We start from the raw sequence: 12183 nt of genomic DNA on the forward strand, positions 1-12183 counted from the left end.
GCTCATACCGTACCCGGGTATTGAACAGAAGGCATGCTCATGAACGCACCATCCCCCCGGCGCTGGGCCGCGCTGGCCCTGATCGCCACGGCCCAGTTCATCGTGATCATGGACACGTCGATCATCGGCGTGGCCCTGCCCCGCATCCAGCAGGACCTCGGCTTCTCCCAGGAGAACCTGTCCTGGGTGTTCAACGCCTACGTCGTCGCCTTCGGCGGCCTGCTCCTGCTGGGCGGGCGCCTGTCGGACCTGTTCGGCGCCCGCCGCCTCTTCGGAGCCGGCTGGGGCATCCTGCTCGCCGGCTCGCTCGTCGCCGGCATCGCCCCCGAGGTGTGGGTCGAGCTCGCCGGCCGGGTGATCCAGGGAGCCGGCGCCGCCCTCATCGCGCCGTCCGCCCTCACTCTGCTCATGATGCTCTTCGGGCACGACCCCAGGGAGCTCACCAAGGCCATGGCCCTGTACGGCGCCGCCGCCCCGGCAGGCGGCACCGCAGGCGTCTTCCTCGGCGGCGTCATCACCGAGTACCTGAGCTGGCCCTGGGTCTTCTACATCAACATCCCCATCGCCGTCGTCGCGCTGCTGGCCAACAAGCCGCTCATGCCCGCCGCTCCCCCGCAGCGGGGCTCCGTGGACGTGGCCGGCGCACTGACCGTCACCGCCGGCCTGGCCGCCGCCGTCTACGCGATCGTCCGCGCGCCCGAAGTCGGCTGGGGCGCTGCACAGACCTGGCTCGTCCTGGCCGTGGCCGTGGCCCTGCTCGGCGCGTTCGTCGCGATCCAGGCCCGCCGCCGCGAGCCGCTGATGCGCCTGTCCATCTTCCGCACCCCGAACCTGGCCGCCGCCAACCTGACGCAGCTCCTGCTGGGCGGCGCGTGGATCCCGATGTGGTTCTTCCTCAACCTCTACCTGCAGCAGGTCCTCGGCTACAGCGCCTTCCCCAGCGGCGCCGCCCTGGTCCCGATGACCGTGCTCATCATGATCGGCATGATCGTCGTGGCGCCGCGGGCCATCGGCCGCTTCGGCCCCAAGACCACCACCGTCACCGGCCTCGTCCTGCTCACCGCCGGCATGGCCTGGCTCTCACTGATCAGCCCGGACGGCAGCTTCGCCACCGACGTCCTGCCCGCCGGCCTCGTCGCCGCCCTCGGCATGTCGCTGGCCTTCATCCCCTCCCTCGGCACCGCCATCTCCTCCGCCCGCCCGGAGGAAGGCGGCCTGGCCTCGGGCATCGTCAACACCAGCTACCAGGTCGGCTCCGCACTCGGCCTGGCCGCGATGACCGCCGTGGCCGCCGCCAACGGGGCCGCGCAACTGGGCGACCTGCCCGCGCTGACCGGCGGCTTCTCCGCCGCCTTCGTCGGAGCGGCGGGCATCGCCGCCGCCGGCGCCCTGCTCGCCGGCCTCACCCTGCGCTCCCACCAGCCCCAGCCGGCCGAGCCCGGCTCCGCCACCGCCCGCTGAACTCCCCAAGGAGCATCCCATGACCGGCATCGCACCGATCCTCATCGCCTACGACGGCTCCCCCGACGCGCGCCACGCCATCGAGGAGACCGCCCGGCTCTTCCCGAGGGCTATCGCGGTCGTTCTCTACGCCCGCCGGCCGCTGGGGAGCCTTGCTGCCCACCTGGAGGGCCACCCCCGCGCTGGAAGACCTGCGCGACATCGACGCCAAGACCTTCGACGCCTCGGAACGGCCGGCCACCGAGGGCGCCGATCACGCTCGCCGCCGGGGACTGAGGGCCGAACCGCGGGTCGCCTCGATCCCCGAGGAGAGTGCCGCCAAGGCCATCGTGGACGTCGCGGAGGAGATCGACGCCTCGCTCGTCGTGATGGACTCACGTGGCCGGCAAGGGCTGCGGGCACTCCTCGCGGGCAGCACCTCCACCCACGTCATGCACATCTCGGGCAGGCCCACCCTGGTCATCCCGTCCAAAACCCTGGCGGAGGCTCGCCGTCTCGCCCAGCACTGAAGTGCCTGTTGCACGCATCAGGACCCCGGCTCCGGAATTCCAGAAGCCGGGGTGCGTCGTCTGATCGTCGGATCCAGGGATCGGCCGGTTCTCACGTGGCCTTTCAACACCAATCTCCTCGGAAGGCCAAGTCGCTGAGAGCCACGAAGCACACCCATCTAGTTGTGCCGTACAACAAGATAGTTGTATGGTCGAACCATGACGGATGGGCGTGATCTTCAGGAGGCCGTGGCCCGGTTCGTCCGGGCATTCGGCCTGCACCAGCCCGACCAGACCCCCTGCGGACGGCCGATCCCGGTGTCGGAGGCGCACGCGCTGGGCGAGCTGGCCAGGGACGGCGCGTTGCGGCAAAGCGAGCTTTCGCATCGGCTGCGCCTGGAGAAGAGCACCACCAGCCGCCTCGTCACGCAGCTCATCAACCGCGGCTGGGCCGAGCGCATCCCGGCCCCGGACGACGGGCGCGGGGTGCTGGTCCAGCTCACTCCCGCTGGAACGAAGGCCGCCGACCAACTGGCCAAGGCCAGAGCCGCGCGCTTCTCCGCGGTCTTGAACCGCGTGCCGGAGAGCGAACGCGCCGGCGTTCTGAACGCCCTGGAAACCCTCACGGAGGCACTGGATGATCCTTAGGAAGCGACGCGTCCCCCTACTGCTGGCCGGCCTGGCGCTGATCGGCGCCGCATCGGCCGGATACCTGCTCGTCGGCCGGAACGAACCACAAGCGCTGGCCGCCCGTCAGGCGGAGATCGCGGCCAAGAGCCGACAGGTCATGCCGTTCGACCTTGAACGCACCACGCACCGCTTCGCCAAATCAGCCACCGGCGGCCTGCAAACCGTCACCTCCGACGATCCTTCCGACGCGCAGCAGGTCAAGCTCATCCGCGAGCACCTGGCCAAGGAGGCCACGGGCTTCAGCAAGGGCGACTACGGCGACCCCGCGTCCATCCACGGCGGTGAGATGCCCGGCCTGCTTGAGCTGGAACAGGGCCATGATCGGATCGACATCGGCTATGCCGACACCCCCGCCGGCGCCCAAATCGCCTACACCACCACCGACCCGTCCCTGATCAAGGCGCTGCACGCCTGGTTCGACGCCCAGGTCACCGACCACGGCAGCCACGCCGAACACGGCTGACTCGCTCCCACCCAGCCCATCCCCGGCTCGTCGAACTAGTGACCCCTCCCACGCCAATCTCGCACCGCAGACCCTCCGATATACCTAACCGCCGTATGGTTTCTTCGCAACGACGCAGGCCGGCCCGCTACTCAGCCCCGCCTGATCGCCGCAGCCGGATTGTGCTGGCCGGAGGAGGTCAGGCGCAGTTTTCCGATGCTTCACCGCAGTCGGTCATCATTGCTGGATACGGGAGGCTGGCTGGGCAGGGCCGGGAAGTCACGCATGCTGCGCATCGAGGAAGCGAGCAGGAGCAGCGGGGTGACGGCGAAGAAGGCGGCCAACACCCACATCGCGGCACCGATCCCGAAGGCTGTCGCCAGGACGCCGGCGGTGGCTGCGCCGAGCGGCACGGTGCCGGAGATGACGAACCGGGAGACCGCCGTGACCCGGCCCAGGAGATGCGCCGGTATGTAGTTCACGCGGAAGGTAGCGGTGACGATGCCCGACATCGTGGCGCCGAGCATGACCACGAACGATCCCACCGTGAACAGCGCCAGCCGCCAGCCAGGGCCGCTGGCTGGCAGCAGCAGCATGAACGGCGCGGTCACGACATTGACCACCACGTAGGTGCGCGCGCTGCCGAAGCGGGCGACGGCCCGGGACGCGAGCACGGCGCCCAGCAGGCCGCCCAGGCTGGCGAGGCTGATCAGGCCGCCCACAGTTCCCGGCGCGATACCTTCGGCGCGCACCAGGAAGACGATGCGCAGCGAGAACACGCCGAGCATCCCGAGGTTGATCATCGCCGCCACGATGAGCATGGGCAGCATGAACTCGCCGTACTTGAAGTAGCCCAGGCCCTCGCTGAGCTGCCGGAGTATGCCGGGCCGCTCGCCCGCCGCCGCCCTCGGCTCGGGCGTGGTCCGCAATCTGAGCAGGCAGGCGGCCGAGAAGATGAAGGTGGACGCGTCGATGAGGAGGCCGCCGACCGCTCCGGCCACCTCGGTGAGCAGACCGCCGAGGCCCGGGCCGGCGATCTCTGCGGCCGAGGCGCTGGCCTGGAGCCTGGCGTTGCCCTCCATCCGGTCATCCGGGGCCAGCAGGTGCGGCAAGTAGGCGTTGAATGCCAGGGTGAAGAACATGCTGGACGTGCCGGCGATCAGCACCGCGGCCAGCAACATGGGCACGGTCAGCACACCGGTCCAGGCGGCGACCGGGACAGCGGTCAGGACCGCGGCGGACACCAGGTTGGCGGACACGAGGATGCGGCGGCGTGGCCAGCGGTCAACCCAGGTGCCGGCCGGGAGGCCGATCAGGAACCAGGGCAGCCAGCTGGCTGCGGTCAGCAGGGCCACCGTGCCGGTGCTGGCATGCAAGACGGTTATCGCCACGAACGGGACGGCCACCGTGGTGATCGCCGAGCCCAACCCGCTGACCGACTCCCCAGCCCACAGCAGGCCGAAGTTCCGGGTGCGGAGCAGGCCGCCCGGCCGCCCTTTCCTGGCCGCGGTGATGTGCGGCGGAATCCTTGTCTCGCGATCACCCACAGAACTCACGGTATCGCCACAGCCGGGAATGGCGGCGGCATTTAACGGAGCGGTGCGGCCGGGCGAGGTGGTGGCGCCGCGCTCCCTCGTCAGGCGTGGTTTTAGAATGAGCCGGCGCACCCGGTCCTGGTACGGCAGCGGCCATTCACCGGTGTTCCGCGCCTGAAATTCGTCGGCAAAATCGGGTTAGGAATTCGAGGATCTTTTCGGCGGTCTTCTGCCACACGAACGGCCGCGGGGCGTCGTTTCATTGAGCGATCCGGTCCCGAAACCAGATTCGTACCCGAAAAGCAGGCTTTGCCTCGCTTCAAAAGCGAGGCAAGTCATTCTGCCAAAAGGCCGTACATCGCCTACGCATGACTGCTTGGCGGCACTACAGACCGGCACAACGACAGGGAGGATTCTGGCCACGAACCTGCACATGAGCGCTCGTCATACCTGCTCGAAAGCACCGTCCTCGCCCAGCGCGCCGCCTCGGCGTACGTGGTCGGCAAGACTCCCGTGCAGGGTGTCATGCGCTGAACACCACCGCGGCGGTTTCGTGTTGCATCCGAGCCGGGGGTATGGCCGCCGCTCCAGCGCACCTGACCTGGCGTGAGGCTCTCCCCGTACGGTCTCCACCCTCATGACGTCGGTTCCTCGCCGTCAGGCTTGGCGGGCGTTGGACGCGAGGCGTTCGGCGAGCGCGATGACGAGGTCGCGCAGTTCATCGGGCCGCTCGATGACGAACGGCCGGTCGAGTGAGGCGAGTATCGGAGGCAACCAGTCGAGCCGCTCCACCCGTAGCCGGACACGCAGCCAGCGGCCGGTCGCCCGGTCCTGAACTACGGGCTCGCATTCCTCCAGGGTCGCGACGCCGGCGGGAAGGTGGGCGCGGATCTGCTCGGCTGTCCCGTGGATCCGCAAGATCACCTCATGCCGGTACGCAGCCGTGGCGAACCCCGACAACACGCGGTGCGCTGGATCGGGACCCGCGGGCGCCTCGAAGGAACCGGGCAGGGTCCTCGCGGCTGCGATGCGATCGAACCGGAAGGTCCGGTCCTCCCCGACGTCAGGGTCTGTGCCCGTGACGTACCAGCGGCCCGAGTGGGCGACGATCCCGTACGCGTGCAGTGTGCGTTCGCTGCGCCGGCCATCGCGGTCGGTGTATCGGATCGAGACCGGCCGGCGATGGCGTACCGCATCGGCGATGGTGAGCAGGACGCCGGCGTCCGGGGCGGCGAGCTCACCGGGCTGATCCGTGAAGGCGAGAGATTCCAGGAGCGTGCCGAGCCGGCGGGCGAGGTGTTCGGGCAGCACCCGCCGGATCTTGGCCGAGGCCGTCTCGCTCGCGGTGTGACCCGCCGCCGTCAGCCCTGTTCTGCGGCCGGCGACCAGGCCGAGCAGCACGGCCAGCGCCTCGTCGTCGCTGAGCATGAGCGGAGGAAGCCGGTACCCGGGGGCGAGCCGGTACCCGCCGTAGCGGCCGCGCACCGACTCCACCGGTACGTCAAGGTCGAGCAGCTGGTCCACGTACCGCCGCACGGTGCGCCCATCGACGCCGAGCCGGTCGGCGAGCTCGGCCACCGTCCGGGTACCGCCCGACTGCAGCAACTCCAGGAGTGTCAGCACGCGGGCGGTGGGTCGAGGCATGCGCACAGCCTAAGGCGAATACAGGACCGATTCTGTCCAGTATTTCTCCTAACCTGCGATGTGCAGCGGTTCCACCAGCCAAGGAGATCAGCATGGACTTCGTCTCGATCCGCATCATCACCGGCGACGTCGCGCGCCTGGTCGCGTTCTACGAGCGAGCCACAGGGGTGCGGGCGATGTGGGCCGGTGAGGACTTCGCCGAGCTCAGGACCCCCAACGCCACCCTCGCCATCGCCGGCACCCGTACCGTCCCGCTGTTCGCTCCGGGCTCTGCCCGTCCGGCGGACAACCACAGCGTGATCACCGAGTTCCGCGTTGACGACGTGGACCGCGTTCACCGGAGCCTGACCGGCTTCGTCACCGACTTCGTCAACGAGCCCACCACGATGCCCTGGGGCAACCGGTCGCTGCTGTTCCGCGACCCCGACGGCAACCTCGTCAACTTCTTCACCCCGGTCACCCCGGCGGCCATCGAGAAGTTCGCACGTTGACGCCGGGCTCGACGACCTTCGACGACCGCCAGACGAGGAACACGGCTACCAGCGGTCCCAGTGGCTGAACCTCACGTCATCGGCCGGCGTTCGCGGCCGGACAGTCATCGGCCGTAGGCTTCCAGCAGCCGCAGCCAGACCTCGCTGACGGTGGGAAAGGCCGGGACCGCGTGCCACAGCCGGTCCAGCGGAACCTCTCCCGCCACGGCGATCGTCGCCGCGTGCAGCAGCTCCGCGACGTCCGGGCCGGCGAGCGTGAAACCGACGATCACCTTCCGGTCCTCGTCGACGACCATGCGGGCGTGGCCCCGATATCCCTCGGCCTGCAACCCGGCCCCGGCGACGGCGCCCATGTCGTAGTCGACGGCCCGGACCCGCAGCCCGGCGGCCTCGGCGGCCGCCGCGGTCAGCCCCACCGAGGCGATCTCCGGCTCGGTGAACACCACCTGGGGTACCGCCCGCTCGTCGGCCGTCGCCACGTGCCGCCCCCACCGGTCGCCCTCGACCGTTTCGCCCTTCGCACGCGCCACGATGACGTCCCCCACGGCGCGGGCCTGGTACTTGCCCTGGTGGGTCAGCAGTACGCGCCGGTTGACGTCACCGGCGGCGTACAGCCACCCGTCACCGATCGGCGCCCCGTCGTCCCCGAGGACTCGCAAGGTGTCGTCGACCGTGAGCCAGGCACCCGGGGTCAGGCCGACGGCGTCCAGTCCGAGGTCCTGGGTGTTCGGTGTGCGTCCGGTCGCGACGAGGAGTTCGTCGGCTTCGATCTGCTCGCCGTCGGTGAGGGTGAGGTGCACCGTTCCGTCGTCGCCGCGCTTCACGGATCCGGCCTCCGCGCCGAGACGGACGGAGACTCCCGCGTCCCGCAACGATTCGACGACCCGCTCGCCGGCGAACGGTTCCGCGAGCGGCAGCACCCCGTCACGGGCCAGCATCGTCACCGAGGCTCCGAGCGCGGCGAACGCGGTGGCCAGCTCCGAGGCCACGACGCCACCGCCGATGATGGCGAGCCTGCGGGGAACCGCGTTCGCGGCGACCGCCTCACGGCTCGTCCACGGCGCCGCCTCGCGTAGACCGGCGATGTCCGGGACCAGCGCGCCGCTTCCTGTCGCGATGACGACGGCGTGCCGCGCGGTCAGCGGGGTCCTGACGGCGTTCTCTCCGGTGACCTCGACGGTCCGGGCGGACGTGATCCGCCCCTGCCCGCGGTACAGCGGAATTCCCGCCTGCTCCAGCCAGGCGGCCTGCCCGTCGTCCTTCCAGGACGAGGCGAAGGAGTCGCGACGGCGGAGGACGGCGGCCACGTCCAGGTCTCCCGTCACGGCCTCACGCGCGCCGGGCACCTGGCGGGCCGCCCGAAGCGCCGCCGCGCTGCGCAGCAGCGCCTTGGTCGGCATGCAGGCCCAGTAGGAGCACTCGCCTCCGACCAGTTCCCGCTCGACGACGGCCGCGGTCAAGCCACCCTGCACCACCCGGTCGGCGACGTTCTCCCCGACCGGGCCCGCGCCGATGACGATGACGTCGTACGTCGTGGCGCCCATGTCAGTTCCCCTTGGCGGCGCGGCCGAGGCGCAGCGCCGAGACGAGGAAGAAGATGCCGCCGAGGACCGCGTAACCGGCCACGTTGGTCAGCGACGGATTCGGCGCGGAGGCCCCCATGACGAACGACGCCCCGGCCAGCACGGAGATGCCCCCGCTGAGGATCATCGGCCACTGGCCGCCCATCCTGCGACGGACGACGCCCACGACCAGCTGGACGAGCCCGGAAACGACCGCCCAGACACCCCACACGAGCAGGGCCCCCGGCACACCGGAGCTGGCGGCGGCGATGGCCAGGCCGACGGCGGCGAGAAGGCTGATGGCGATGTTCACGTACAGCCCGAGAGCCGGTCCGGTGGCACGGGACGAGCGAGCGTCCACGATCGCCGCGGCGACGTCGAACAAGGGGTAGAGGACTATCAGGGCGATTCCGAGCGGCCCGAGCTGCCCCTTCGTGATGAACATCAAGGCCGCCCAGACGATGGCGAACGCGAACCGCACGAAGTAGAGCCGGCGCAGCGCCGATGCGATCCGGCCGGCGGTGGGTGAGTCAACGGTGGTCACGATGGTCCCTTCCATGGTGTGGCGCAGGGAATGCGATGCAGCGGATGCCACGATCAGGCCTCCCCTGAACGCGACAAGACCGAACGTTCTATCTCGTGCAGCATCGCAACGAAGCTTGGAGCTGTCAAGACCGAACGTTCTACCTCGGAGGGACCAGGGGCGATCCAGCCACGAGTTGCGGGCGGGCCTGGCTAGGAGTCGACGCGGAACCGCAGGAGATCCTCGACCCCTTGCAGAAAGGTGTCGCAGATCTCCGCCGAGTCGGCCAGGCAGCCCGCTACCATCGCGCCGTCCCGGAGCATCACGAAATGCCGGCCCGCGGGTTCCGGCGGCGTCTTCCCGGCTTGCGCGAGCAGATCCGTGACGGTGTGCAGGAACCATGCGCGGTGGGCGAGGACTGCCTTGTGCACGGGATGCTCGGGGTCCGGATATTCCGCGACGGCGTTGAGGAAGGCGCATCCGCGGAACCGGGCCGACCTGATGCCCTCGGTGATCGATTCGGCGATGGCTCGCAGGATGTCGGCCGCCGGCAGTCCACTGGCCAGCGCTTCGCCGACCTGGTCGCGATCGGCCTGGTGAATTCCCTGCAGATAGGCGACGACGAGCTCGTCCTTGCTGGGGAAGTGCCGGTAGAGGGTGGCACGGGTGACCTTGGCCTCCGCGACGATCCGGTCGATCCCGACGGCGTGCAGGCCTTCCGCGTAGAAGATCCGGGTGGCCGTCGCGAGCAGCCTTGATCGCGCTTCGGAGACGTGACCTCGAGTGTTGTGTACCACCAAAGCAAGTCTAGCAGATAGAACGGTCAGTCTTCCCAGTCGAGCGCCGCGTCAAGACCGAGCGTTCTCTCATGCTTGGGCGGCCGTTACCATTCCCGCAGGCTTACAAGCCCCTCAGACAGGAAAGGCCCGCGCATGTCCGTGGCTCCTCCGCCCTCCGCTCTCTCCCCGGACCCGAACGACGATCCGGCCGCCACCCTGGAAGCCGCGGCCTGGGCGCTGGCGGCCCTGATCGCCACCCTGGACGACGCCGCCACGAAGCCACTGGCCGACGTCCTGGCGGCCGACCCGCAGCGCACCGCCGTGCTGGAAGCGGCCGGGCTGGTACAGCGGGACGGGGACACGCTGGTTCTGCATCCGTCGTACCGGTACCCCGACGGCCCGACGAACCGCAGCGCGGCGCAGGCCCGTCTGAGTTCGCTGCGCCAGGCGGTGGCGGCGGCAGCGGGGGACCAAGGGCAGGCTGGCGGCTGGGCGGACCAGGACGACGAGGTGCTGCTCAACCAGGGCCGCGCGTCCGCGGGCACCGGCCGCGCCATCGCCGGCAAGGTCGTCCCCGCCCTGCCCGGCCTCGCGGACCGGCTGGACGGACAGGGCAGCCGCATCCTGGACATCGGCACCGGCATCGCGGCTCTGGCACTAACCCTGGCGGAGGCGTTCCCCCGTACCGAGGTCGTCGGCATCGACGTCCTGGAGCGCGCGCTGGAGCTGGCGCGCAAAGAGCTGGCCGGCGCCGGCAGCGAGGCCGCCGGCCGCGTCACCCTGCGCCACGCCGACGTCGTGGACGTGGCGGAGCAGGCCGCCTACGACCTGGTCTGGCTGCCCGCACCCTTCCTGGCGGAGGCTGCCCTGGCCCAGGCCCTGCCGCGCTTGATCGAGGCGCTGAAGCCGGGCGCCTGGATCGTCGTGGGCACCAACCCCGCGGTCACCGCCCCCTTGCGCCGGGCCGTCGCCGGCTGGCACGCCGTACGCAACGGCGGCAACGCCTACGACGCGGACCGGATGGCGAAGGCCCTCACCGCGTACGGCCTGGGGGACGTACGGCGATTCCCCACGATGCCGGGCGGGCCCGTGCTCGTCGCGGCACGACGCATCGGCTCATAAGACGCCGGCATTCCCGACGCCGGCGCCAACGTCGCAGCTCATGGCGCAGGTCGTGCAGCCGGACCGGCGGCAGGCGGCAACCCACTGCGGCGTGGGGAAGCGGTGCGGGAGCTACGGTGCGGCGACGACGGACTGGCTCTGGCGGCCCGGCCCGTCGATGCCGAGCTCCATCCGATCCCCCGCCCGCAGATAGACCGGCGGCGTCAGGCCCATGCCGACCCCCGCGGGCGTCCCGGTGTTGATCAGGTCGCCGGGTTCGAGGACCATGAACCGGCTCAGGTACCGCACGATGAAGACGGGGTCGAACAGCATGTTCGCCGTCGAGCCGGTCTGCCGGCGCACGCCGTTGACGTCCAGCCACATGCCCAGGTCGCCGACGTCGCCCGCCTCGTCCGGCGTCACCAGCCACGGGCCGCACGGGTTGAACGTCCCGGCCGACCTGCCCATGACCCGCTGCCCGCCGCGGTGGAGCTGGAAGGTGCGCTCGCTGACGTCGTTGACCAGGACGTAGCCGGCGATGGCGGCGCGGGCCGCGTCGTCGCTTCGGCGCGGTCGGCATCTCCGGGCCGTCCAGCCGCCTGCCTGACACGCGGATCGAGGAGCTGGGAGAGTACCTGGCCGCCTGCATGTCGGCACTCCGACCCCCTCGGCGACCCTCGATGACGCGTTCATGAGCAGGTCAGGACGGCGGCCGCGGCGGCCACGGTGGCGCCGGCGGGCTTTCCCCGGTCGACGAGGGCCAGTTGCGCGACGCCGTCGGGGAAGGTGTGGGTGCCGGGTACGTCGACCCACGTGCCGCGGTGGCGTGGCTGGTCGATGGTGAACGTGGCGATCCGGTCCTCGACCGTGGACTCCCGTTCGCCGTACACGTCGTACGCCGCGTTCGCCCCCGCTCGCGGCGTGTCCGGGACGTAGACGGCGAAGCTGCACCGGGCGCTCTCGCCGACGCGGTACTCCCAGTCGAAGACGTCCTCCCAGTGGTCGATGGCGCCGGTGAGCCTGGTGTAGGCCGTGGCGCCGCTGCACCCGTTCCCCTGCCATCCACCGTGGTCGTCGTGCCAGCCGTCGTTCCCGGGTGTCCAGGTGTCGATGTTGTACGTCGCCCCGTCCGGGCATCCGGGACCGGCCAGCAGCCCGGCCCGCGCTGCGGGATCGGCCGGCGCAGGGGCGTCCGGTGGGCCGGGCGGCGCTGCGGAGGGCGATGGGCGAGCCGCCTCGGCCGGTGTGCCGGCTCCTCGCACCTGCGGTAACCACAACAGCGCCGTGGCGAGCAAGGCCACGGCGATCGCGCCCGTCACGACGAGCCCGCGCCGCCGCCCGCGCGCCCGCTCCCGCAACAGCCGCAGGTCATGGGCGAACCGCCGGCGCACCCCTGGTCCGGGATCGAGTGGTTTCGGTTGACGGCCCACTGCCCCATCCCTCGTAGCGCCCTACCGGAGGAACAGC

Annotated in this window: 13 protein-coding genes; 6 read left to right on the plus strand and 7 right to left on the minus strand. The window is 70.6% G+C overall.

All coding sequences use genetic code 11. From position 1 onward, the window contains the following. The first annotated feature begins 39 nt into the window (after positions 1-39). From HD593_RS41655 to HD593_RS41670, 4 genes are all read left to right on the plus strand, one after another. The gene (locus HD593_RS41655) at positions 40-1461 is read left to right on the plus strand and encodes an MFS transporter (protein ID WP_185107919.1); all 1422 of its coding nucleotides are present in this window, start codon (positions 40-42) and stop codon (positions 1459-1461) included. Positions 1462-1613: 152 nt separating this feature from the next. Then, on the plus strand, positions 1614-1970 hold the full coding sequence (locus tag HD593_RS41660; protein ID WP_221525252.1) for a universal stress protein: 357 nt from the start codon (positions 1614-1616) through the stop codon (positions 1968-1970). A 198-nt stretch (positions 1971-2168) separates the two neighbouring features. Continuing rightward, positions 2169-2597: a MarR family winged helix-turn-helix transcriptional regulator gene (locus HD593_RS41665; protein WP_185107921.1), complete on the plus strand. Its 429-nt coding sequence runs from the start codon at positions 2169-2171 to the stop codon at positions 2595-2597. Then, entirely contained in the window at positions 2587-3102 is a 516-nt protein-coding gene (locus HD593_RS41670) for an aspartate carbamoyltransferase (protein WP_185107923.1), read from the plus strand. The genes HD593_RS41665 and HD593_RS41670 overlap by 11 nt, the downstream gene beginning before the upstream one ends. 200 nt (positions 3103-3302) lie before the next feature. Here HD593_RS41670 and HD593_RS41675 read toward each other — a convergent pair whose 3' ends face one another. Further along, positions 3303-4748, minus strand: coding sequence for an MFS transporter (locus tag HD593_RS41675; protein WP_185107925.1), 1446 nt, complete (start codon positions 4746-4748; stop codon positions 3303-3305). A 525-nt stretch (positions 4749-5273) separates the two neighbouring features. Continuing rightward, the gene (locus tag HD593_RS41680; protein ID WP_185107927.1) at positions 5274-6260 is read right to left on the minus strand and encodes a helix-turn-helix transcriptional regulator; all 987 of its coding nucleotides are present in this window, start codon (positions 6258-6260) and stop codon (positions 5274-5276) included. 92 nt (positions 6261-6352) lie between these two features. Here HD593_RS41680 and HD593_RS41685 point away from each other — a divergent pair, with 92 nt between their 5' ends. Next, complete coding sequence (locus HD593_RS41685) at positions 6353-6751, plus strand: VOC family protein (RefSeq protein WP_185107929.1); 399 nt, start codon at positions 6353-6355, stop codon at positions 6749-6751. Between the two features lie 104 nt (positions 6752-6855). On the opposite strand, the gene HD593_RS41690 is transcribed toward HD593_RS41685, so the two are convergent. From HD593_RS41690 to HD593_RS41700, 3 genes are all read right to left on the minus strand, one after another. Then, complete coding sequence (locus tag HD593_RS41690; RefSeq protein ID WP_185107931.1) at positions 6856-8295, minus strand: dihydrolipoyl dehydrogenase family protein; 1440 nt, start codon at positions 8293-8295, stop codon at positions 6856-6858. A 1-nt stretch (position 8296) separates the two neighbouring features. Then, positions 8297-8857 carry a hypothetical protein gene (locus HD593_RS41695; protein WP_185107933.1) on the minus strand — a complete coding sequence of 187 codons (561 nt, stop codon included), beginning with the start codon at positions 8855-8857 and terminating at the stop codon, positions 8297-8299. 191 nt (positions 8858-9048) lie between these two features. After that, positions 9049-9633 carry a TetR/AcrR family transcriptional regulator gene (locus tag HD593_RS41700; RefSeq protein ID WP_312904474.1) on the minus strand — a complete coding sequence of 195 codons (585 nt, stop codon included), beginning with the start codon at positions 9631-9633 and terminating at the stop codon, positions 9049-9051. Positions 9634-9768: 135 nt separating this feature from the next. On the opposite strand from HD593_RS41700, the gene HD593_RS41705 reads away from it, so the two are divergent. Continuing rightward, positions 9769-10737 (plus strand): class I SAM-dependent methyltransferase, encoded by a 969-nt coding sequence (locus tag HD593_RS41705; protein WP_185107935.1) that lies wholly within the window; start codon positions 9769-9771, stop codon positions 10735-10737. A 111-nt stretch (positions 10738-10848) separates the two neighbouring features. On the opposite strand, the gene HD593_RS41710 is transcribed toward HD593_RS41705, so the two are convergent. Together HD593_RS41710 and HD593_RS41715 are read right to left on the minus strand one after the other, a co-directional pair. After that, a complete protein-coding gene (locus HD593_RS41710) occupies positions 10849-11409 on the minus strand; it encodes a fumarylacetoacetate hydrolase family protein (protein WP_185107937.1) in 561 nt (186 codons plus the stop codon). Then, positions 11406-12107 (minus strand): hypothetical protein, encoded by a 702-nt coding sequence (locus HD593_RS41715; protein WP_185107939.1) that lies wholly within the window; start codon positions 12105-12107, stop codon positions 11406-11408. The genes HD593_RS41710 and HD593_RS41715 overlap by 4 nt, the downstream gene beginning before the upstream one ends. Between the last annotated feature and the right edge of the window lie 76 nt (positions 12108-12183).

It is taken from the genome of Nonomuraea rubra (assembly GCF_014207985.1).
GTDB classification, from domain to species: domain Bacteria; phylum Actinomycetota; class Actinomycetes; order Streptosporangiales; family Streptosporangiaceae; genus Nonomuraea; species Nonomuraea rubra.